Source organism: Pandoraea sp. XJJ-1, assembly GCF_026802345.1.
Classification (GTDB): Bacteria; Pseudomonadota; Gammaproteobacteria; order Burkholderiales; family Burkholderiaceae; genus Pandoraea; species Pandoraea cepalis.
The window spans coordinates 2,233,819-2,254,947 of record NZ_CP113827.1 but is presented as its reverse complement, the minus strand read 5'-3'; the positions used below and the strand labels follow the sequence as shown (position 1 = coordinate 2,254,947).

Here is a 21,129-nt window from a genome sequence, read left to right as displayed (position 1 = left end):
GGACGCTAGCCGGCGACTGCCGTTCATTCGACGCCTGAGCCAAATTGTCCGCTGGCCCCGCCTTTCAGGGCAAAACTGTCTCTCACTTTGACGCCTTGCAACCGATCATCGAGATTGGATATGACGATTAACGGGCCAAAGCAAACCATGAATCGACGCTACGTCACCGCCGATGTATTCACAGCCGAGAAATTTAAGGGCAATCCAGTCGCCGTCGTGCTTGACGCCTCCGGCTTGTCTACCCGTCAGATGCAGGCAATCGCCAGCGAGTTCGCTTATAGCGAAACGACATTCGTCTTGCCTCCCCGCGATGCTTCAAACACTGCGTGGGTGAGGATATTCACGCCAAGTCGCGAGATACCTTTCGCGGGACACCCGAACATCGGCACTGCATTCGTGCTCGCCTCACAGGCTGCGTCAAATGGTGTGGAGGTGCCGGACTTACTCGTCTTCGAGGAGCTTGCCGGTCTTGTTCCGGTGAGCCTGTTGAAGGAGGGGGCGACGATTCTTGGTGCTGAACTCATTGCACCGGAACCGTTGGCGCAGCTTTCACAGGTCGCCGAAATTCGTGTGGCGGCTTGCCTCTCACTCAGCGTTGACGATATTCGGTTCGACGCTCATGCGCCTCAGGTCGCGTCAGTTGGCCTCCCGTTTCTCGTCGTCGAACTTGCTTCACGCGATGCGCTAAGACGATGCGTACCTGATCTAGTGGCATTCAAAGGCCTTCTGCCAATCGACGGAGCTGTTTCTATTTACGCTTATACGCGCGATGTCGACCATGCGAGAGCGGGGCACGCCTGTGATTTGGAGGCCCGCATGTTCACGCCGCGCATGACAGAAGACCCCGCGACAGGCAGCGCAACAGCAGCGACTGCAGCGCTCATCGCACACGTGCGCGGGGTGCCAGAGTTGGCATTATGCGTTGCTCAAGGCGTTGACATGGGCCGACCCAGCATTCTCAGCGCCAGAATTGACTTGCATGACGGGCAGACACGGATTCGTGTTGGCGGGAAATGCGTCCGCGTCATGGAGGGATCGTTTCAACTTGAAGGCGATGATTGACGTTCGTGAGTGAATGCCCGGGACACCAGCCATTGCCAGACAAGAATACGAAAAAGCCCGCAGAATCGCGGGCTTAGGTATGTTTTACTGCCAACGTATGCCGGCCGGTGCCGGACGCCGAATCACTCCCACTCGATCGTCGCAGGCGGCTTGCCCGAGATGTCATACACGACCCGGTTCAAACCACGCACTTCGTTAATGATGCGGTTCGACACCTTGCCGAGCAGGTCATGCGGCAGGTGTGCCCAGTGCGCCGTCATGAAATCTTGCGTCTGCACGGCGCGCAGCGCCACGACCCACTCATACGTGCGGCCATCGCCCATCACGCCCACACTCTTGACCGGCAGGAACACCGCGAAGGCCTGGCTCGTCAACTCATACCACGTCTTGCCGCTGTTCGGCTCGACCGTGTTGCGAAGCTCTTCGATGAAGATCGCATCGGCGCGACGCAGCAGATCGGCGTAATCGCGCTTCACTTCGCCCAGAATGCGCACACCCAGACCCGGGCCCGGGAACGGGTGACGATAAACCATGTCGTGCGGCAGACCCAGCGCCACCCCCAACTCGCGCACTTCATCCTTGAACAGGTCACGCAGCGGCTCCAGCAGCTTAAGACCCAGCGTCTCCGGCAGGCCGCCCACGTTGTGGTGGCTCTTGATCGTCTTCGCCTTCTTCGTCTTCGCACCGCCCGACTCGATCACGTCCGGATAGATCGTGCCTTGCGCCAGCCACTTCGCATTCTTCAGCTTCTTCGCTTCCGCCTGGAACACTTCAACGAACTCACGGCCGATGATCTTGCGCTTCTGCTCCGGATCGGTCACGCCCTTCAAATGCCCCATGAACTGCTCGGCGGCGTCCACGTGCACAACCTTCGCATGCAGTCGGCCCTCGAACATCTCCATCACCATCTGGCCTTCGTTCAAACGCAGCAGACCGTGATCGACGAACACGCACGTCAGTTGGTCGCCAATGGCGCGATGAATCAACGCCGCCGCAACGCTCGAATCGACACCGCCCGACAAGCCCAGAATCACTTCCTCGTCGCCCACCTGCTCGCGGATCGCCTTGACGGCTTCCTCGATGTGGTCGCGCATGATCCAGTCCGGCTTCGCCCCGGCAATCTCCAGCACGAAGCGCTCGAGCAACTCACGGCCCTTCACGGTGTGCGTGACTTCCGGGTGGAACTGAACCGCGTAATAGTGACGCGATACGTCGGCCATGCCGGCGATCGGGCAGCTCGGCGTCGACGCCATCAGCACAAAACCCGGCGGCAATTGCGTGACCTTGTCACCGTGGCTCATCCACACCTTCAGCATGCCGTGGCCTTCAGCCGTACGGAAATCCTCGATACCGTCGAGCAGCGGCGTATGGCCCTGCGCGCGCACTTCGGCGTAACCGAACTCGCGATGATGGCTAGCCTCGACCTGACCGCCCAACTGAACCGTCATCGCGAACATACCGTAGCAAATGCCCAGCACCGGCACGCCCAGATCCCAGACGGCCTGCGGGGCACGCAGATCCTGATCCTCATACGTGCTCGCATGGCTACCCGACAGAATGATCGCCTTCGGATTGAATTCACGAATGAACTCGTCCGACACGTCGTTCGGGTGGATCTCGCAGTAAACGTGCGCTTCGCGAACGCGGCGGCCGATGAGCTGGGTGACTTGCGAACCGAAGTCAAGAATGAGGATTTTGTCGTGCATCGTGAGGTACGGAGGAAGTGGATTCGTTGGACGTCGGCGCCGTGGCGGAAGGCACGGGCGTGACAATGCCGGTGGTGCCCGCAGGCGCGACCGGCGTGGTATTGACGGAAGCGGAGCCGCCGCGAGGCGCCTCCATGCGCGGCTCAGCGCGCTTGCCTCGGGCCTCGTCGCCGGCCCGGGCATCGGGATCATCGTACGGTGCGTCGCGCCGGGTGTCGCTCACGACCCCGCCACGCCCGCGACCGGCCGCCTGCTGTGCCGCCTGCACGCGCTCTTTCGTACGCACGCTCGACGCCAGCTTGACGAGAATGGCACCCACCACCAGCAAGACGGCCCCAAGCGCCGGCATCAACCACTTGCCGCCCCCCGTCACCGCCAACTGGCCGGAAATCAGCCACCCCAGCACGAAAGCACCGATCACCCAGTTGATATGCCCCGTCACTTTCGCGACGGTCGCCGTCAACTGGCCGTTCACGGTGGCGTGCCATTGCAGCCAGGCCACACCGACGAAGGCCACGCCAAGCGCCTGCGCATACAGCACGGGCGATGGCGCGGGCACTTCAATGGCCGCATACAGCGATGACCAGAACGACGCGATCAACAGCACACCGAGTGCCAGATTCAACGCCGCATCGAGGAACAGTACCGTACGCAACATGGCCTTCATGGGTGATCACTCCACGTGGTAGTTGGGGGCTTCCTTCATGATCTGGACGTCGTGCACATGCGATTCGCGCATGCCGGCGGCCGTGATTTGTACAAACTCCGCCTTCTCGTGCAGGTCCTGGATCGTCGGGCAACCCAGATACCCCATCGACGAACGGATACCACCCGTCAACTGATGCAGGATGGCCATCACGCTGCCCTTGTAGGCCACACGGCCTTCAATGCCTTCCGGCACCAGCTTGTCGGCGTTGTTCGCCGGATCCTGGAAGTAACGGTCGGCGGCGCCATCCTTCATTGCCCCCACCGAACCCATGCCGCGATAGCTCTTGTACGAACGGCCCTGGTACAGGAACACCTCGCCCGGCGCTTCTTCCGTGCCCGAGAACATGCTGCCCATCATCACCGTGTGCGCGCCAGCGGCCAGCGCCTTGGAGATGTCGCCCGAGTAACGAATACCACCGTCCGCGATGAGCGGAACACCCGTGTCCTTGAGCGCTTCGGCGACGTTGGCAATTGCCGTGATTTGCGGCACACCCACGCCCGCCACAATACGCGTCGTGCAGATCGAGCCCGGGCCGATACCGACCTTGACGGCGTCCGCCCCATGTTCGACCAGCGCCACGGCGGCACTCGCCGTCGCGATGTTGCCGCCGACCACTTCGATCTGCGGGAAATGCTTCTTGACCCACTGCACGCGGTCCAGCACACCCTGGCTGTGGCCGTGCGCCGTGTCGACCACGATCACGTCGACACCCGCCGCCACCAGCAGCTCGACACGCTCTTCATTGTCCGCGCCCACGCCAACGGCGGCGCCGACACGCAGCTTGCCGTGCTCGTCCTTGTTCGCGAGCGGGTGCTCGGTCGCCTTCATGATGTCCTTGACAGTCATCAGGCCGCGCAGCTCGAAGGCGTCATTGACGACCAGCACGCGCTCCAGGCGGTGGCTGTGCATCAAGTGCTCGGCGTCGGCCGGCGACGCGCCTTCGCGCACGGTGATGAGCTTTTCCTTGGGCGTCATGATCGCGCGCACCGGCTCGTCCAGGCGGCTCTCGAAACGCAGGTCACGGTTCGTCACGATACCGATGAGCTGAGCTCCCTCGACGACCGGGAAACCGGAAATGCCATGCTGGCGCGACAACGCGATCACATCGCGCACCTTCATGTGCGGCGGAATCGTGATCGGATCGCGCAGAACGCCTGATTCAAAGCGCTTGACCTTCGACACTTCACGCGCCTGCTCGGCCGGCTTCAGATTCTTGTGAATAATGCCGATGCCGCCCTGTTGTGCCATGGCGATAGCCAGACGCGCTTCGGTCACCGTATCCATGGCGGCCGACAGCAAAGGCATGTTCAAGGTGATGTTGCGCGTGAGCTTGGTTTTCAGGCTGGTGTCGCGCGGAAGAACGGCAGAGTAAGCCGGGACGAGGAGCACGTCATCGAAAGTGAGTGCTTTTTGGATCAGACGCATGGCAAATCCTATAGGCGCAAAACCGAATTATACAGAAATCGCAGGACGCATGGCACGTCTGCCCCACATGTCAAGGGGCTTTTTCCCCGAGGGCCGGAACGAACGCGCATCCGCGCCTCGCGGCGACCGATTTGCCAACCCAGCCGACTGCCGGATTTCACAAGAGCGGCGCCCTGGGCCCATGCTATTCTTCGGCCCTTCCTGCACCGCCCCGGCCGGTATAACGAGGCGATGTCCGGCGCGGATCATCGGCATCTCGCCAACACGAACCACGGGTACGAATTTCATGGGGCAAGGCATTTCTTTCGGACTGGCTGCGGGCGCCTTGTGGGGCCTGGTCTTCCTGGCCCCTCGCCTGCTGCCCGGGTTCTCGCCGCTGGAACTGTCGGCCGCCCGTTACGTCCTGTATGGACTGGTATCCGCCGTGCTGCTCGCTCCCCTCTGGGCGCGTCTACGGCATACCGTCACTGGCAGTGACTGGCGGGCGCTGTTCCGGCTGAGTCTTGTCGGCAATCTCATCTACTACCTGTTTCTCGCGGGCGCGGTCCAGATGGCGGGGATTGCGCCGGCCTCGTTGATCGTAGGCGTGCTGCCCGTAACGGTCACACTGGTCGGCAGCCGTGACCACGGCGCCCTCCCCCTGTCGCGGCTGGCGGGGCCCCTGGTACTGGTCGCGGCGGGCATCGTCTGCATCAACGTCGACGTGTTCGCCCACGCCTCGGCAAGCGGCGGAGACTGGCGGCTCACCCTCGCCGGCATTGGCTGCGCAGTCGGCGCGCTCGTGAGTTGGACATGGTATGCGGTAGCCAACGCCCGCTATCTGGCGCGATTCGGACACTTCACGAGTCAGGAATGGTCGCTGCTGACGGGCGTCGCCACGGGCGTGCTCGCGCTCATGCTGGCGATTCCGGCCGTGTGGCTCCCGCACCCGGTCGTGCTCGACGCGCCGCGCGACTGGCAGATGTTTCTGATCGTGAACATCGCCGTAGCGGTGGGCGCATCGACCATTGGCAATGCGTTCTGGAATGCGGCAAGCCGACGGCTACCGCTCACCCTGTCGGGACAGATGATCGTGTTTGAAACGCTCTTCGCGCTGATTTACGGCTTTGTCTACGAACAGCGCTTGCCACGCCTGCTGGAACTCGCCGCCATCGCGTTGCTGCTAGCGGGTGTCAGCGCTTCGGTAAGATTGCATGCACGGAAATCGGTGCACTGATTCGCGCCCCGTGATTCGAATAAAGACGCTAATCGGCGCCCCCCCCCGCTAGCGCACCACTTAACACTCCACTCAGCGCCCACGCGAGCGTTTTGGTTAGCTTGCCGGTCAGCGCGGCACCGGGTCACACACCGCAGACGTCAACTGCCGCGACGGCTACCGAGCCATTTCTGCCCTTCTCGGCTGCCTTCGTTGCGTACCTTTTCCACGCGTCGCTGACGTGCGAGCTTGGGATCGGCCTTCAACGCCCGGTAGATTTCGATGCGATCCCCGTCCTCCACGGCGGCGTCAAGCGCGCGCAGCTTACCGAAGACGCCGGCTTTCATGCGCGACATGTCCAACTCCGGAAACCGCTGCAGCAGCCCGCTGCGCTCGATCGCCTCGCGCATTGTGGCGCCTTGCGACAACGTCAGCGCGACGATCGTCTGCTCGGCGGGCAATGCGTAGCAAACCTCGACATTCACCTCACCCGGCATAAACGGTCTCCGCACGTTTGACAAAGGCGTCGACGAACGTATTGGCGATGTGGCTGAATACCGGGCCGATCACCTTCTCGAGCAGAAAACTCGCAAATTCGTAGTGAAGGCCGAACTCGATCTTGCAAGCGTTCTCGCGCAGCGGCGTGAACTTCCAGGTGCCGTGAAAACGTTTGAAAGGCCCTTCGACGAAGGTCATCTGAATGGAATGCGGGCGCTCCTGGAGATTGCGCGTCGCGAACGAGTGCTTCAGCCCTTTGAAGTCGATGATCAGCGACGCCTCCATGCTGTGCTCGTCCTGGTGCCGAATATCGACACCACCGCACCAGGGCAGGAATTTGGGGTAATCGGCGACATTGGTCACCAGGTCGTACATTTGCTCAGCGGAGAAATGCACGAGAACGGTTTTACTGACTTCGGCCATCGTCTGTCGGTCGAGGTGCATGCAGGACGCGTCGGCCATCGAGGTCATATCGATGCGCGCGCGACGCAAGCCGCCTGTTGCCGAGACTCTTTGTTAAAATCGGTATTTTACCCGAGCCCGACTCACCGGGTCCGACCAAGTTACCCGCCAAGGATCCATGAGCATCATCGACAACAAGAAGGCCTTCTTCGATTACTTCATCGAGGAGCGATACGAAGCCGGGATCGCGCTCGAAGGGTGGGAAGTCAAGGCCATTCGCGCCGGGCGGGCGCAGATCAAGGAAGGCTATGTCGTCATCAAGCATGGCGAGATCTTTCTGATCGGCACACACATCAGCCCGCTGCAATCCGCATCGACGCACATCAACCCCGACCCCGTGCGCACCCGGAAGCTCTTGCTCAAGGCCGACGAAATCAAGAAGCTCATCGGCAAGGTGGAGCAACGCGGCTACACGCTCGTACCGCTGAACCTGCACTACAGCAAAGGCCTCGTGAAATGCGAGATAGGGCTGGCCAAGGGCAAGAAGCTGCACGATAAGCGGGAGACGGAAAAGGCGCGCGACTGGGAACGCGAGCGAGCGCGCCTGATGCGCACGCCGACGTAAGGCGCTGCATCAGGGGGCGTGTGCATCGAGGCAGACCACCGCCTCCGCCCGCTACCCAGCGAAAACGGCCCGCATTGCACTGAACCCCAGACGTTGGGCGGTTCAGTTCAGCGCGGGCCGTTTTTCTTTGCGCGGCCGGACTAACGTCGTGCCCCCGAATGGCCGAAGCCCCCCACATCGTCACCGCTCGCCGTCGACCCACCCGCCGTCGAACCGCCTTCAGTACCACGCACAATCTTGAGCGCCGAGGCGATCATGCTGCTCATGTCCGTCAGATTCCCCGGCACGATCAAGGTGTTATTGGTTCGGGCGATCTTGCTGAACGCTTCCACGTACTGCTCCGCGACCTTCAGGTTGACCGCTTCCATGCCGCCCTGCGTCTGAATGGCCGTCGCGACCTTGTGGATGGCCTCGGCGTTGGCTTCCGCCACCGCCAGAATGGCCGAGGCCTGACCTTGCGCCTGGTTGATCGCGGCCTGACGCTCCCCTTCCGACTTCTGAATCGCCGCCTCCCTCGCACCGGACGCCAGGTTGATCTGTTCCTGCTTCTTGCCTTCCGACGCCGCGATCAACGCGCGCTTTTCGCGCTCGGCCGTGATCTGCGCCTGCATCGCATGCAGGATCTCCTTCGGCGGCGTGAGGTCCTTGATTTCATAGCGCAAGACCTTCACGCCCCAGTTCGACGCCGCCTCGTCGAGGGCATTCACCACACTGTGGTTGATGAATTCGCGCTCCTCGAACGTCTTGTCGAGTTCGAGCTTGCCGACCACGCTACGCAGCGTCGTTTGCGCCAGTTGCGTAATGGCGATGATGAAGTTGCTCGACCCATACGACGCCTTCATGGGATCCGTGACCTGGAAGTACAGAATTCCGTCGACCTGCAACTGCGTGTTGTCCTTCGTGATACAGACCTGGCTCGGCACGTCGAGCGGCACTTCCTTGAGCATATGTTTGTATGCCACGCGATCCACGAATGGCACGACGATGGACAGTCCCGGTGTGAGCGTCGCGTGATACTTGCCGAGACGCTCGACCACCCAGGCGTGCTGCTGCGGCACGATCTTGATCGAGCGTGCCGCAACGATCACGGCGATGATGAAGAGAATAAACGCGACGTTGGAAAACATGTTCCCCCCTTGAAGCGCCTGCCATGACGGCGGGCGAATTCCCCGTCGCCCGCGACCACGGGCGATACGATGCGATGCATGCCATGCGACGACGCCGAAGCGAAAGCGAGACGCGCGTTTGCGCGCCGATCCCGGCGACTATGCCGTCACATGCGCGACGTACAGCCGGCTGCCGCGAACCTCGCAAATGACGAACCATCCTGCGCTGGGCAACTCGCCGGGCAAAAGCTCGACGTCCCATTCGGCACCGCGATACATCGCCCGCGCCTGACCATCAGGGCCCCAGACATCCACGCGCAGACGCTGCCCGATATCGAGGTTGGTATTGGGGTCGGCCGTCGCGTCGACCTTGATGCGCCGCTGACCGAAGCGGCTGCGGCGCAGAATCCAGACCGCCACGCCCGCGACCGCCGCCGCTGCCACCCACTGCAATGGCCAGTCGATACGCAACAGCGCCGCAATACCACCGGCCGTCATGCCGAGCGCCACCATCAGGAGATAGAACGTACCACTTGCCAGCTCCAGCACCACGGTCAATCCGGCAATGCCGAACCACAGCCAAGCCTGTTCCATTGCAACTCCCAGACACAAAAAAACCCCGGTGTGATACCGGGGTTTATAGCACGAAACCCACCGATCAGCGCGCGCATCCCAAGGGATGAGTCAGCCTTTCGGCAGCGTCCGAGGTGCCACTCGGACGCGTCCTAACCGAGGTCGCTATCGTGACCGTCGGCGACGGTTACTTCGCCAGTTTGGCGAGTTGCTGCCACGTTTCCATCACCGTGTCCGGGTTCAACGACATCGATGCAATGCCTTCGTTCGCCAGCCACACGGCCAGATCCGGATGGTCCGACGGGCCCTGACCGCAGATGCCGACGTACTTGCCCTTGGACAGGCACGCCTTGATCGCACGACTGAGCATGAACCGCACCGCCGGGTCGCGCTCGTCGAAGTCCTTGGCCAGCAGCTCCATGCCCGAATCGCGGTCCAGACCCAGCGTGAGCTGCGTCAGGTCGTTCGAACCGATCGAGAATCCGTCGAAGTACTCGAGGAACTCATCGGCCAGAATGGCGTTCGACGGCACTTCGCACATCATCACCAGCTTCAGACCGTTCTCGCCACGCTTCAGGCCGTAACCGGCCAGCATGTTGACCACACGCTCCGCCTGGCCCAGCGTACGCACGAACGGCACCATGATCTCGACATTGGTCAGGCCCATTTCGTCGCGCACGCGCTTGAGCGCACGGCACTCCATCTCGAACGCTTCGGCGAAGTCTTCCGAGATGTAACGCGACGCGCCACGGAAGCCCAGCATCGGGTTTTCTTCATCCGGCTCGTAGCGCGAACCGCCAATGAGCTTCTTGTACTCGTTCGACTTGAAGTCCGACAGACGCACGATCACGCTCTTCGGATAGAAGGCAGCGGCAATCGTGGCGATCCCTTCGGCCAGCTTGTCGACGTAGAACGCGCGGGGCGATGCATGACCGCGAGCCACCGATTCGACCGCTTTCTTCAGGTCGGCGTCGATGTTCGGGTACTCGAGAATCGCGCGCGGGTGCACACCGATGTTGTTGTTGATGATGAATTCCAGACGCGCCAGACCCACGCCTTCGTTCGGCAGTTGCGCGAAGTCGAAGGCGAGTTGCGGGTTGCCCACGTTCATCATGATCTTCACCGGGATCTTCGGCATTTCGCCGCGGTGGATCTCGGTGATTTCGGTTTCGAGCAGCCCGTCGTAAATCTTGCCTTCGTCGCCCTCGGCGCACGAGACGGTCACGAGCGCGCCATCCTTCAGCACGTCGGTGGCGTCGCCGCAACCCACGACGGCCGGCACCCCCAGTTCGCGCGCGATGATCGCCGCGTGGCAGGTACGGCCGCCGCGGTTCGTCACGATGGCGGCGGCACGCTTCATCACCGGCTCCCAGTTCGGGTCGGTCATGTCGGCCACCAGCACGTCGCCCGGCTGCACGCGTTCCATCTCGCTCGGGTCCATGATCACGCGCACTGCGCCTGCACCGATCTTCTGGCCGATGGCACGGCCCGTGGCCAATACCGGCGCCTCGCCCTTGAGCTTGAAGCGCTGCTCGACCTTGCCGATCGCCTGGCTCTTCACGGTTTCCGGACGTGCCTGCAGAATGTAGATCTTGCCGTCCTTACCGTCCTTGCCCCACTCGATGTCCATCGGACGGCCATAGTGCTTCTCGATGATCAATGCGAACTTGGCCAGCTCGACGCAATCGTCGTCGGTAATCGAGTAACGGTTGCGCAGTTCCATCGGCACGTCGATGGTCTTCACGCGGCCCGGCTCGCCCGGTTGCGTGAATTCCATCTTGAGCAGCTTCGAGCCGAGCGTGCGGCGAATGATCGGGTACTTGCCGGCCTTGAGCGTCGGCTTGAAGACGTAGAACTCGTCCGGGTTCACGGCGCCCTGCACAACCGTTTCCCCCAGGCCGTAGCTGGCCGTGATGAAAACGACGTCCTGGAAGCCCGACTCGGTGTCGATCGTGAACATCACGCCCGACGCGCCGCAGTCCGAGCGCACCATACGCTGCACGCCGGCCGACAACGCCACATCGGCGTGCGTGAAGCCCTTGTGAACGCGGTACGAAATGGCCCGGTCGTTGTACAGCGACGCGAACACGTGCTTCATGCGATCGAGCACGTCTTCGATGCCGACGACGTTCAGATAGCTTTCCTGCTGACCGGCGAACGATGCGTCGGGCAAGTCTTCCGCGGTAGCCGAGGAGCGCACGGCGAACGATGCGTCCGGCTGATCGGCCGTGATACGGGCAAACTGCTCGCGGATATCCTTCTCAAGCTGCGGCTGCAGCGGGGCGTCGACGATCCATTGACGGATTTCGGCACCGGCTTGCGCGAGCGCCTTGACGTCATCCACATCCAAACCCTCAAGGCGCTGGGCGACACGCTCGGTCAGGTTGTTGTGATGGAGGAATTCGCGGAAGGCGTAGGCCGTCGTGGCGAAACCACCCGGCACGCGCACGCCGGCACCGGCCAGTTGGCTGATCATTTCGCCAAGCGATGCATTCTTGCCGCCGACCGACTCGACGTCGGTCATGCGCAGATGCTCAAACGGCACCACGTAGGCGCCGTCGTGTGCTGCGTTAGTCATAAAAGCCCCTAAGGTAAGAAAAAAAATTCTCGGAGGATCGGCTGGGACTGACAGGGGCCGATCGACCTGTTGGATAAGAAATCGCGCATACGCGGCGTCATGAACCGGGGGCAAGGTCTCGACGACGAGCGACGCCCCCTCCAGACTTCCCGCGACGCCCCGCCCCACGGGCCTGAAGCCGGGCGGCGCGCGACGGTCGCACAATTGCTTATCCAACAAGTTGCCGCTATTCTACCGTGCAACGCACCATTTTGCGATTCTGCGCATGACCGACGCCACGACACCCGGAAACTCCCCGACATCCCCCGCCGCACCGACCCAACCGGTGGCTGCGCGCCCGGTCTTCATCGTGTCCGACGGCACGGGGATTACTGCCGAAACCTTCGCGCATTCGATCCTCGCGCAGTTCGAGATGCGTTTTCGTCAGATTCGCGTTCCTTTCGTGGATTCCGTCGATAAAGCCTATGAAACGGCGCAACGGATCAATGAAATGTATCGGACCGACAACATCCGCCCGATCATTTTCAGCACGCTCGTCGATGCCCGGGCCAATGAGATCCTGCGCAATTGCCAGGGCGTGATTCTCGACATGTTCCAGACGTTCATCGAACCGCTGGAACTGGAGCTGGGCCTCAAGTCGATGCACGCCATCGGCCGCGTCCACCAGAACGCCGACAGTGAGGCGTACAAGAACCGGATCGAGGCGGTGAATTTCTCGCTCGCGCATGACGACGGGCAGTCCAACAAGAACCTGCAAAGCGCGGATGTGATCCTCGTGGGCGTGTCGCGCAGCGGCAAGACACCCACGACGCTCTATCTCGCCATGCAATACGGCGTGAAGGCCGCGAACTATCCGTTGATTCCAGAAGACTTCGTGCGTGAGAAGCTGCCCTCCACGCTCGATCAGTACAAGGAAAAGATTTTCGGGCTTTCCATCGATCCGCAACGCCTCTCGGAGATTCGCAACGAACGTCGCCCCGGCAGCAAGTATGCGTCGCTGGAAAACTGCCGATACGAGGTCAACGAGGCCGAGGCGATGATGCGGCGCGAGGGCATCAAGTGGCTGTCCTCGACGCACAAGTCGATTGAAGAAATCGCCACGACCATACTGCAGGAAATCAAGCTGGAGCGTGACGTCTACTGACGTTGCCCGCCGCGCATGCATGCGCCATGCCGAATGCAGGAAGGGACGCCATGAGCGTCCCTTCTTGTTGATATCCCGGATCTCCCCGTGCGCCCCGCCGCGCGTCGCCTCAGGAGAGCCGCTGACGCACCGCTTCGAACAGGCAGATGGCTGCACAAGCCGCCACGTTAAGCGACTCCATGCCGCCCGGCTGCGGGATACGGATCGGCCGTTGCACGCGTTCGAGCCACTGCGGGGACACACCGGCCCCCTCGTTTCCGAACACCCACGCCACCGGCGCACGCAGATCCTGCGCATAGAGCGACGTGCTGGCCTGCAAGCTCGTCGCCAGCAACGGCACCGACAAGCGCGGCGCGAGCGAATCCGGCGTGCAATGCTCCACGATGTTCAGCGAGAAATGTGCCCCCATACCGGCACGTAGCACCTTGCTAGACCAAGCGAGCGCCGTGCCCGACATGCAATACACGTCGCGAACACCGGCCGCCGCCGCGCTACGCAGGATCGAACCGACATTGCCCGCGTCCTGCACGGCGTCGAGAATGACGCAATCCGTCGTTTGCGTTGCCGGCACGTGCCCCGACGGCATCTCGATCACGAAAAGCAGCGGCACACCGTTGACGAGCGTCGACAACGGCTCGAACAGCGCATGCGGCAGACACACGCGCCGATCACGGTCTACGCGCGCCCAGATCTGTGCCACTTCGGGGTTCTCCAGCGCCGATTCCGCTGCCACGCAAACAAGCGGCTGTCCGAGCGCGTCGAGATAGGCGTCGGCCAGGTGCACGCCTTCGAGCAGCGTCTGGCCGAGTTTGCGCCGCTGCGGATTCGACTGCGCCAACTGTTTTAGCCGCTTGTAGAACGGGTTGTCTTTGGAACTGATCAGCTTCATGACGAATGGCCCACGCGGGCGACGGTAAGCCCGCCGAACAATGCAAAGGCCTCGCGCACCGGCGCGAACGATTGGCGATGATGCGGACTCGGTCCGTGCAGACGCAGCGCGGCGAGATGGCGCGGCGTGCCGTAACCGACATGCTCATCGAAACCGTACTGCGGGAATGCCTCGTGCATCGCGACCAGTTGGCGGTCGCGTGTGACCTTCGCGAGAATCGACGCGGCTGAAATCGCAGGCACCTTGTCGTCGCCCTTGACGATGGCCTCCGCGCGCATCGGCAACGCGGGGCAGCGATTGCCATCGATGAGCGCCAGCGTCGGAACACGCGGGAGTCCGTTCACCGCGCGCTGCATCGCGAGCATCGTCGCGTGGAGAATGTTCAGTGAATCGATCTCCGCCACACTTGCCTCGGCAATGCAATAGGCGAGCGAACGTTCAACGATCTCCTCGTAAAGCGCCTCGCGACGCTGCGCCGTGAGCTTCTTGGAGTCGGCCAGCCCCTTGATCGGACGCGCCGGGTCGAGAATCACTGCCGCCGTCACGACAGGCCCTGCGAGCGGGCCGCGCCCCACTTCATCCACGCCGCAAGTCAGTTCGGCAGCCACGTCGGCGAACAGATCGAGGGCCATTTGCGGTAGCGTCGCCTTGGGCGCGCGGGGACGCGGCTTTGCGGCCGGTACGTCGTCGCCCGAGGTCCCCTTGCGCGCACCGCGACGCCCCTTCACTTCCTCGCTCATAACCGCCCCTTCTCACGCAGCACGCGCTCGATCACTTCTGCCGCGCGCGCGGCCGTATTTTGGCGCAGTTGCTCGTGGATCTTCGTGAAGCGCACCTGCAAGGACGCGCGCAACGCCGGGTCGGTCAATTGCTTCCAGACGGCGTCAGCGAGTGCTTCCGGGGTCGCGAACTGCTGCAACAACTCCGGCACGACGAACTCGCCCGACAGAATGTTCGGCAAACCTACGTACGGCAGATAACCCTGACGCTTCATGATCTGCGCCGTCAACCAAGGCACCTTGTAGGAGATGACCATCGGCTTCTTGTAAAGGGCCGCTTCCAGCGTGGCGGTACCGCTCGCCAGAAGCACGCTGTCCGCCGCCTCCAATGCGAGCGGTGCTCGGCCGTCGATCACGGTCAGGTTGAGATCGCTATGCGCGTCCACGATCGGTTGCATCAACGTGCGCAGCCGCGGCGTCGCCGCCGGGAGCACGAACTGAATCGACGGCTCGCGCTCGGCCAGCAGGCGCATGGCCGCGAAGAACACGGGCGTGAGCCGTTGCACTTCCGACGTCCGGCTACCCGGCAAAATAGCGACGACCGGGCCAGTGCCTTGCAGCGCCAGCCTGGCGCGCGCGCCTGCGACATCGGGCACCATCGGAATCTTGTCGGCCATCGGATGGCCGACAAACGTCGCGTCGATGCCTGCCCGACGGTAAATCTCCGGCTCGAACGGGAACAGGCACAACATGTGATCGACGGCGCGCTTGATCTTCTTGATGCGCCCCCCGCGCCACGCCCAGATCGACGGGCTCACGAAATGAATCGTGGGAATGCCCGCCTCACGCAGCTTGATTTCGAGATCGAAGTTGAAGTCGGGGGCATCGAAGCCGACGAACGCGAGCGGCTTCTCGGCCAGCCAGCGCTCGCGAAGTTGCTTGCGAATCGAGAGAATCTCGCGCAAATGCTTGATGACTTCGACATAGCCCATGACGGAGAGCTTGTCGATGGGCCAATAAGCATCGAAGCCCTCCTCCGCCATATGCGGACCGCCGACACCGGCGTAAGCGATGTCGGACGGAAGGCTCTGCTTGAGACCGGCAAGCACGTTGCCGGCAATGAGATCGCCGGACAGCTCCCCGGCCACCATCGCCAGGGTTCGCTGGCCGGCACCGGGAAGGGTCGGCGGCATGGGTCAGCGCACGATACCGCGCGTGCTGGCGTTGAGGAAGTCGAGCAGCGCGCGCACGGCATCGGACACGTCCGGGGCACCCGCGTTACCGAAGGCTTCGATCTGCACCTTCGCTTCGTCGAGCGTCAGCCCACTCTTGTAGAGCAGCTTGTACGCGTGACGCAGCGCCGTGATCGCGTCAGCCGTGAAGTTGCGGCGACGCAGCCCCTCGACGTTGATGCCGTAAGGCACTGCACGGTCGCCCGAGGCGATGACGAACGGCGGCACGTCCTGCACGAGCACCGACGCGCCACCGATCATCGAGTGCGCGCCGATGCGCACGAACTGGTGCACCCCGGTCATGCCGCCAACGATCGCCCAGTCGCCGACAATGACGTGACCCGCCAATTGCGCGTTGCTCGAGAAGACCGTGTGGTTGCCCACGTGGCAATCGTGCGCGATGTGCACGTAAGCCATGATCCAGTTGTCGTTGCCGACGCCGGTCAGACCGCCGTCCTGCACCGTACCGGTGTGAATCGTCGTGAATTCGCGAATCGTATTGCGATCGCCGATGACGAGCCGCGTCGGCTCGCCGGCGTACTTCATATCCTGCGGACTGCCGCCGATCGAGGCGAACGGGCCAATCTTGTTGCCCTCGCCCAGCGTCGTATGACCGTCGACAATCGAGTGCGAGAGAATCTGCGTACCGGCGCCGACTGTGACATTCGGCCCGATGATCGCATAGGGACCGACGACGACGTCGTCGGCCAGTTGCGCCTTCGCATCGACGACTGCAGTGGGGTGAATATTCGTCATGAGCGTCTTAATTCCGGTTATTCGCCGTTCTTCTTGACCATGCACATGAACTCGGCTTCCGCCGCGATCTTGCCGTCTACCAGCGCCTTGCCCTTGAACTTGTAGAAGCCGCGACGCTCGCTCAGGAAATCGATGTCGAGCACGAGTTGGTCACCCGGTTCGACCGGACGCTTGAAGCGAACGTTCTCGATACCTACGAAATAGTAGAGCGTGTTCTCGTCGTGCACCGGCTCGTCGGAGAACGTCAGGAGTGCGGCGGCTTGCGCCAGCGCTTCGACGATCAGCACGCCCGGCATCACCGGACGCTGCGGATAATGCCCCGTGAAATACGGCTCATTGATCGTGACGTTCTTGATGACCTGGATGTTTTTGTGCGGCTCCAGCCCGATCACGCGATCCACCATCAGCATCGGGTACCGATGCGGCAGCAGCTTCATGATCTTGTGGATGTCGATATTGATTGTGGTCTCGCTCATTTGTCTTGCAGGTCTTTGACCTTCGCTTCAAGTTGACGCACGCGATCGCGCATCTTGTCCAGATTGCGCATGATGGCCGCGTTTTTGTTCCATTCGGCGTTCGGGATGGCCGGAAAGGCGCTTGTATAGGTACCCGGGCCGGGAATCGACTTCGACACCCCCGACTTGGCCGTCACGATGACGCGGTCGCCAATCGTGACATGCCCGGCCACGCCCACGGCGCCGCCGAGCATGCAGAATTTACCGATGGTACTGCTGCCGGCAATGCCCGTGCACGCGGCAATCACCGTGAAGGCGCCGACCCGCACGTTATGCGCGATCTGCACCTGGTTGTCGATCTTGCAACCGCGCTCGATCACCGTATCGGCCATCGCCCCGCGGTCGATGGAGGTCGACGCACCGATTTCGACGTCGTCTTCGATCACGGCGCGCCCGACCTGCGGAATCTTCACCCATTCGCCGCCAGCGGCGGAGAAATCGGGTGCGAAACCGAAACCGTCCGAACCGATCACGGCGCCCGCGTGAATCACGCAACGCGCGCCGATCACACTCGCGTGGTACAGCGTGGCATTCGGATACACGAGCACGTCGTCGCCCAAGGTCGTGCCTCGACCGACGAACACGTTCGCCACCAGACGCACCCGCTCGCCCAGTCGAGCACCTGCCTCGATCACGACGTTCGGGCCAATCACGCACGATGTGGGCACGACGGCCGTCGGATCGACGACCGCGCTCGGATGAATGCCTGCTGCGGGAACCGGCGCCGCGGCCTGCGCGAACATCTGCGCGACGCGCGCGAAGTACGCATAAGGATTCGGCGCGAGAATCCACGCCCGCCCCTCATGCGACGGCAGCTTGTCGAAGTCGGCCTTCGAGAGAATCACCGCCGCCGCGCCCGAGTTGGGCACTTCGGCGAGATACAGCGGATTGGACAGAAACGCGAGCTGATTCGCACCCGCATGATCAAGCGGCGCCAGACCGGCCACGGTGACTTCGCCATCGCCCACGAGGTCGCCGCCAAAGCGGGCGACCAGCTGTGCCAACGAAATCGACGGCGATCCCGGCATCAAAGGCGAGACCGTCACTTGCCGGCGGTGCCGCCGCCCGAACTTGCGTTCAGGGTCTTGAGCACCTTGTCAGTGATGTCGATACGCGGGCTCACGTAGACGGCTTCCTGCACGATCAGATCATACTTTTCCGTTTCGGCAATCTGCTTGATGACGCGATTGGCGCGATCGAGCACCGCGGCGAGTTCTTCGTTGCGGCGCTGATTCAGGTCTTCACGAAACTCGCGCTGCTTGCGCTGGAATTCCGTGTCGGCCGCGGCCAGATCGCGCTGACGCTTGGCGCGCTCGGCGTCGGACAACGTCGGGTTGTCCTTGTCGAGCTTGTCCGACATGGCTTTGAGGCGCTGGGCCATGGCCTGCAGATCCGAGTCCCGCTTGGAGAACTCGGCTTCGAGCTTGGCTTGTGCGGCCTTGGCCGGTGCCGAATCGCGCAAAATGCGATCCGAATTGACGGCGGCGATGCGCGCATCCTGAGCCATGGCAGCAAAGGCTGCCCCAGCCAGCAACGCTGCGGCGAAGCCGCGCAGGCAATGCTTACGGATACCGTTCAATGTCATACCCCTTTACAACGATAAAACGTTCGGAACCGATCGACTCGCCGTCGTTAGAACGACGTACCGACCTGGAACTGGAATTTCTGGTACTGATCGCCCACCTTCTTGACCAGCGGGAAGCCCATCGAGAGCTTGAGCGGGCCAATCGGTGAAATCCACGACAAACCGAAGCCGTAGGAATAACGCAGGTTATTGAAGGTAATCGCCTGGCCGTTATCGAACACGTTACCACCGTCCATGAACGTGAAGATACGCAGCGTACGGTCATACCCCGTACCCGGCAGCGGGAACGTCAGCTCGATGTTGCCGATCAGCTTCGACGCGCCCCCGAGCGGTTCGCCATTGGTGTCCTTCGGACCCAGCGAACTCGGCTCATAGCCGCGCACCGAACCGATACCGCCGGCAAAGTAGTTCTTGAAGATCGGGAACGGCTGACCGCCCATCCCGTGGCCGTAGCCGATTTCGCCGTTGAGTGCCAGCGTAAAGCCACGGCTCACCGGGTAGTAGTACTGGTGCTGATAGTAGGCACGGTAGTACTTGGTCGTGCCAATCGGCGTACCGATTTCAATATTGGCCTGCTGATAATGACCGCGGTTCGGGATCAGCGCGCTATCACGCGAATCGCGCGACCAACCGATGGTCAGCGGATAGTTGTTGCTGACGTAGCCGAATTGGTTGGCGTAGTCGATGTAGCGCTGCGGCGTCGAGCCGTCGCTCGTCAGATGCAGACGCGTCTGTTCGAAGCCCAGACCGAAGAACACCGTATCGACTTCCGAGAACGGCACGCCGAACTTCAGATTGCCGCCCAGCGTGTTGATACGGAAATCCGAATCGCTCGTGAGCAGCAGCGGCTGATACGTGCGGTAGTAGATGTCCGTGATACGGCTCACGCCATCGACCGTGAAGTACGGATCAACCTGCGTGACAGCCAACGTCCGGTACGTCTTACCGGTGTTCACGTTGACCGACAGCGACGTACCCGACCCGAACACGTTGTCCTGGCTGATACCGGCTTGCAGCACGACCTTGTCCGTCGACGAGAAGCCCGCACCGACGTTGATCGTGCCAGTCGGCTTTTCTTCGACCTTCACCTGGAGGTCGACCTGGTCGTTCGAACCGGCCACCGGCTCGGTCGTCACGTTCACGTCGGTAAAGTAGCCCAGGCGGTTGATACGATCCTGCGACAGCTTGAGTCGATCGGCGTCGTACCAGGAGCTTTCGAGCTGGCGCATTTCGCGGCGAATCACTTCGTCACGCGTACGCGAGTTGCCCACGATGTTGATCTTGCGAACGTACACGCGACGACCCGGATCGACGGTCAGCGTGAGCGCCACGGTGTGGTCCTTCCGATCGATCGTCGGCTGAGCGTTCACGTTCGCGAACGCGAAGCCGTAGTTGCCCAGCATGTCGGAAATTGCCTTCGTGCTGGCCTGCAGCTTGGCCGCCGAGAACGTGTCGCCGGCCTTGAGTTGCACGAGCTTGCGCACGTCGTCCTGCTTGCCCAGCATCTCGCCGGTCAGCTTGACGTCCGACACTTTGTACGGATCGCCTTCGTGCAAGTTGATCGTCAGGAACATCTCGTCCTTGTCCGGCGTAATGGAAACGTCGGTGGAGTCGATGTTGAATTCCAGATAACCACGGTTCAGATAGAACGAACGCACCTTTTCCAGATCGCCCGTCAGCTTGTCCTTGGAGTACAAGTCGTTCTTCGAATACCACGACAGCCAATTCGGCGTGCCAAGTTGCATCTCGGCCGTCAGATCCGACGACGAGAATGCCTTGTTGCCAACGAAGTTGATCTGCTGGATCGTGGCCTTCGGGCCTTCCGTGACGGCGAACTGGATCCCCACGCGATTACGCTCGAGCGGCGTGATCGTCGTCTTCACCTCGGCAGCGTAGTAACCGCGCGTAAGGTATTGACGCTTGAGTTCCTGTTCCGATTTCTCTAGCAGATTTCGGTCGAAGCTGCGACCCTCGGTCAGGCCGACCGAACGCAAGGCCTTTTTCAAACCGTCCTTGTCGAATTCCTTGATGCCGAGGAAGTCGATGGAAGCAATCGCGGGACGCTCGTTGACGTGCACCACCAGCACGTTACCTTGCGCTTCGACGCTCACGTCCGAGAACAAGCCCGTTGCATAAAGGGCACGAATTGCTTCGGTGCCCTTATCGTCGTTGAACTTGTCGCCCGGCTTGACCGGCAAGTACGAAAACACCGTACCGGGTTCAATGCGCTGCAAGCCCTCCACTCGGATATCCTTGACCACGAACGGCTCGACGGCCCGCGCCAGGAAACTGTGTGCCGCCAGAACCGCAATCACCAGGGTCTTCGGAACAAGGTGGTATTTATTCGACAACTTGCTTCCCCAAGAAACAATTGAATCGTAACAACTCGGATTTGCCTGCGACGGCAGGC

At 61.9% G+C, this 21,129-nt stretch carries 20 protein-coding genes; 4 read left to right on the top strand and 16 right to left on the bottom strand.

All coding sequences use genetic code 11. The features are described 5' to 3' along the window. The first annotated feature begins 120 nt into the window (after positions 1–120). The gene (locus OYT13_RS10265; protein WP_254441283.1) at positions 121–1,062 is read left to right on the top strand and encodes a PhzF family phenazine biosynthesis protein; all 942 of its coding nucleotides are present in this window, start codon (positions 121–123) and stop codon (positions 1,060–1,062) included. Between the two features lie 122 nt (positions 1,063–1,184). Here OYT13_RS10265 and guaA read toward each other — a convergent pair whose 3' ends face one another. Genes guaA through guaB form a run of 3 tightly spaced genes read right to left on the bottom strand, consistent with a single transcriptional unit; the run spans position 1,185 to position 4,902 of the window. Then, positions 1,185–2,768 carry a glutamine-hydrolyzing GMP synthase gene (gene guaA, locus OYT13_RS10260; RefSeq protein ID WP_268567664.1) on the bottom strand — a complete coding sequence of 528 codons (1,584 nt, stop codon included), beginning with the start codon at positions 2,766–2,768 and terminating at the stop codon, positions 1,185–1,187. After that, the gene (locus OYT13_RS10255) at positions 2,743–3,435 is read right to left on the bottom strand and encodes a hypothetical protein (protein ID WP_017234117.1); all 693 of its coding nucleotides are present in this window, start codon (positions 3,433–3,435) and stop codon (positions 2,743–2,745) included. The genes guaA and OYT13_RS10255 overlap by 26 nt, the downstream gene beginning before the upstream one ends. Positions 3,436–3,441: 6 nt before the next feature. Continuing rightward, positions 3,442–4,902 (bottom strand): IMP dehydrogenase, encoded by a 1,461-nt coding sequence (guaB, locus tag OYT13_RS10250; RefSeq protein WP_017234118.1) that lies wholly within the window; start codon positions 4,900–4,902, stop codon positions 3,442–3,444. Between the two features lie 286 nt (positions 4,903–5,188). Here guaB and OYT13_RS10245 point away from each other — a divergent pair, with 286 nt between their 5' ends. Beyond that, entirely contained in the window at positions 5,189–6,118 is a 930-nt protein-coding gene (locus tag OYT13_RS10245) for a DMT family transporter (protein ID WP_261938681.1), read from the top strand. 140 nt (positions 6,119–6,258) lie between these two features. On the opposite strand, the gene OYT13_RS10240 is transcribed toward OYT13_RS10245, so the two are convergent. Both OYT13_RS10240 and OYT13_RS10235 read right to left on the bottom strand, forming a co-directional pair. Beyond that, positions 6,259–6,594: an RnfH family protein gene (locus OYT13_RS10240; protein WP_017234120.1), complete on the bottom strand. Its 336-nt coding sequence runs from the start codon at positions 6,592–6,594 to the stop codon at positions 6,259–6,261. After that, positions 6,584–7,018 carry a type II toxin-antitoxin system RatA family toxin gene (locus tag OYT13_RS10235; protein ID WP_026131979.1) on the bottom strand — a complete coding sequence of 145 codons (435 nt, stop codon included), beginning with the start codon at positions 7,016–7,018 and terminating at the stop codon, positions 6,584–6,586. The genes OYT13_RS10240 and OYT13_RS10235 overlap by 11 nt, the downstream gene beginning before the upstream one ends. Positions 7,019–7,175: 157 nt before the next feature. On the opposite strand from OYT13_RS10235, the gene smpB reads away from it, so the two are divergent. Next, positions 7,176–7,622, top strand: coding sequence for an SsrA-binding protein SmpB (gene smpB, locus OYT13_RS10230; RefSeq protein ID WP_017234122.1), 447 nt, complete (start codon positions 7,176–7,178; stop codon positions 7,620–7,622). 140 nt (positions 7,623–7,762) lie between these two features. Here the strand turns inward: smpB and OYT13_RS10225 are convergent, their stop codons facing one another. The 3 genes from OYT13_RS10225 to ppsA form a co-directional block, all read right to left on the bottom strand. Then, positions 7,763–8,749, bottom strand: a complete 987-nt coding sequence (locus tag OYT13_RS10225; protein ID WP_268567663.1) for an SPFH domain-containing protein — start codon at positions 8,747–8,749, stop codon at positions 7,763–7,765. A gap of 138 nt (positions 8,750–8,887) precedes the next feature. Then, complete coding sequence (locus OYT13_RS10220) at positions 8,888–9,322, bottom strand: NfeD family protein (RefSeq protein ID WP_017234124.1); 435 nt, start codon at positions 9,320–9,322, stop codon at positions 8,888–8,890. 166 nt (positions 9,323–9,488) lie between these two features. Then, positions 9,489–11,879 carry a phosphoenolpyruvate synthase gene (ppsA, locus tag OYT13_RS10215; protein WP_268567662.1) on the bottom strand — a complete coding sequence of 797 codons (2,391 nt, stop codon included), beginning with the start codon at positions 11,877–11,879 and terminating at the stop codon, positions 9,489–9,491. 265 nt (positions 11,880–12,144) lie between these two features. Here ppsA and ppsR point away from each other — a divergent pair, with 265 nt between their 5' ends. Beyond that, complete coding sequence (gene ppsR / locus OYT13_RS10210) at positions 12,145–13,023, top strand: posphoenolpyruvate synthetase regulatory kinase/phosphorylase PpsR (protein WP_150564786.1); 879 nt, start codon at positions 12,145–12,147, stop codon at positions 13,021–13,023. A gap of 109 nt (positions 13,024–13,132) precedes the next feature. Here the strand turns inward: ppsR and OYT13_RS10205 are convergent, their stop codons facing one another. From OYT13_RS10205 to bamA, 8 genes are all read right to left on the bottom strand, one after another. Beyond that, positions 13,133–13,912, bottom strand: coding sequence for a TrmH family RNA methyltransferase (locus OYT13_RS10205; RefSeq protein WP_268567661.1), 780 nt, complete (start codon positions 13,910–13,912; stop codon positions 13,133–13,135). After that, positions 13,909–14,544: a ribonuclease HII gene (rnhB, locus tag OYT13_RS10200; protein WP_051060196.1), complete on the bottom strand. Its 636-nt coding sequence runs from the start codon at positions 14,542–14,544 to the stop codon at positions 13,909–13,911. The genes OYT13_RS10205 and rnhB overlap by 4 nt, the downstream gene beginning before the upstream one ends. A gap of 104 nt (positions 14,545–14,648) precedes the next feature. After that, positions 14,649–15,824: a lipid-A-disaccharide synthase gene (lpxB, locus tag OYT13_RS10195; RefSeq protein WP_026131980.1), complete on the bottom strand. Its 1,176-nt coding sequence runs from the start codon at positions 15,822–15,824 to the stop codon at positions 14,649–14,651. A gap of 3 nt (positions 15,825–15,827) precedes the next feature. After that, entirely contained in the window at positions 15,828–16,619 is a 792-nt protein-coding gene (lpxA, locus tag OYT13_RS10190) for an acyl-ACP--UDP-N-acetylglucosamine O-acyltransferase (protein ID WP_017234129.1), read from the bottom strand. Between the two features lie 17 nt (positions 16,620–16,636). After that, entirely contained in the window at positions 16,637–17,095 is a 459-nt protein-coding gene (fabZ, locus tag OYT13_RS10185; protein ID WP_017234130.1) for a 3-hydroxyacyl-ACP dehydratase FabZ, read from the bottom strand. Then, positions 17,092–18,162 (bottom strand): UDP-3-O-(3-hydroxymyristoyl)glucosamine N-acyltransferase, encoded by a 1,071-nt coding sequence (lpxD, locus tag OYT13_RS10180; RefSeq protein ID WP_017234131.1) that lies wholly within the window; start codon positions 18,160–18,162, stop codon positions 17,092–17,094. The genes fabZ and lpxD overlap by 4 nt, the downstream gene beginning before the upstream one ends. Before the next feature lie 14 nt (positions 18,163–18,176). Next, positions 18,177–18,719, bottom strand: a complete 543-nt coding sequence (locus tag OYT13_RS10175; RefSeq protein WP_017234132.1) for an OmpH family outer membrane protein — start codon at positions 18,717–18,719, stop codon at positions 18,177–18,179. Between the two features lie 47 nt (positions 18,720–18,766). Further along, complete coding sequence (gene bamA / locus OYT13_RS10170; protein ID WP_026131982.1) at positions 18,767–21,070, bottom strand: outer membrane protein assembly factor BamA; 2,304 nt, start codon at positions 21,068–21,070, stop codon at positions 18,767–18,769. Between the last annotated feature and the right edge of the window lie 59 nt (positions 21,071–21,129).

Excerpts from the sequence above, each read along its gene's own strand:
- smpB (WP_017234122.1), top strand. The coding sequence starts at position 7,176 with ATGAGCATCATCGACAACAAGAAGGCCTTCTTCGATTACTTCATCGAG.
- OYT13_RS10205 (WP_268567661.1), bottom strand. The coding sequence starts at position 13,912 with ATGAAGCTGATCAGTTCCAAAGACAACCCGTTCTACAAGCGGCTAAAA.
- OYT13_RS10255 (WP_017234117.1), bottom strand. The coding sequence starts at position 3,435 with ATGAAGGCCATGTTGCGTACGGTACTGTTCCTCGATGCGGCGTTGAAT.
- lpxA (WP_017234129.1), bottom strand. The coding sequence starts at position 16,619 with ATGACGAATATTCACCCCACTGCAGTCGTCGATGCGAAGGCGCAACTG.
- OYT13_RS10225 (WP_268567663.1), bottom strand. The coding sequence starts at position 8,749 with ATGTTTTCCAACGTCGCGTTTATTCTCTTCATCATCGCCGTGATCGTT.
- OYT13_RS10240 (WP_017234120.1), bottom strand. The coding sequence starts at position 6,594 with ATGCCGGGTGAGGTGAATGTCGAGGTTTGCTACGCATTGCCCGCCGAG.
- ppsA (WP_268567662.1), bottom strand. The coding sequence starts at position 11,879 with ATGACTAACGCAGCACACGACGGCGCCTACGTGGTGCCGTTTGAGCAT.
- lpxD (WP_017234131.1), bottom strand. The coding sequence starts at position 18,162 with ATGCCGGGATCGCCGTCGATTTCGTTGGCACAGCTGGTCGCCCGCTTT.
- OYT13_RS10175 (WP_017234132.1), bottom strand. The coding sequence starts at position 18,719 with ATGACATTGAACGGTATCCGTAAGCATTGCCTGCGCGGCTTCGCCGCA.
- guaB (WP_017234118.1), bottom strand. The coding sequence starts at position 4,902 with ATGCGTCTGATCCAAAAAGCACTCACTTTCGATGACGTGCTCCTCGTC.
- guaA (WP_268567664.1), bottom strand. The coding sequence starts at position 2,768 with ATGCACGACAAAATCCTCATTCTTGACTTCGGTTCGCAAGTCACCCAG.
- lpxB (WP_026131980.1), bottom strand. The coding sequence starts at position 15,824 with ATGCCGCCGACCCTTCCCGGTGCCGGCCAGCGAACCCTGGCGATGGTG.
- OYT13_RS10245 (WP_261938681.1), top strand. The coding sequence starts at position 5,189 with ATGGGGCAAGGCATTTCTTTCGGACTGGCTGCGGGCGCCTTGTGGGGC.
- rnhB (WP_051060196.1), bottom strand. The coding sequence starts at position 14,544 with ATGGCCCTCGATCTGTTCGCCGACGTGGCTGCCGAACTGACTTGCGGC.
- OYT13_RS10265 (WP_254441283.1), top strand. The coding sequence starts at position 121 with ATGACGATTAACGGGCCAAAGCAAACCATGAATCGACGCTACGTCACC.
- OYT13_RS10235 (WP_026131979.1), bottom strand. The coding sequence starts at position 7,018 with ATGGCCGAAGTCAGTAAAACCGTTCTCGTGCATTTCTCCGCTGAGCAA.
- ppsR (WP_150564786.1), top strand. The coding sequence starts at position 12,145 with ATGACCGACGCCACGACACCCGGAAACTCCCCGACATCCCCCGCCGCA.
- OYT13_RS10220 (WP_017234124.1), bottom strand. The coding sequence starts at position 9,322 with ATGGAACAGGCTTGGCTGTGGTTCGGCATTGCCGGATTGACCGTGGTG.
- fabZ (WP_017234130.1), bottom strand. The coding sequence starts at position 17,095 with ATGAGCGAGACCACAATCAATATCGACATCCACAAGATCATGAAGCTG.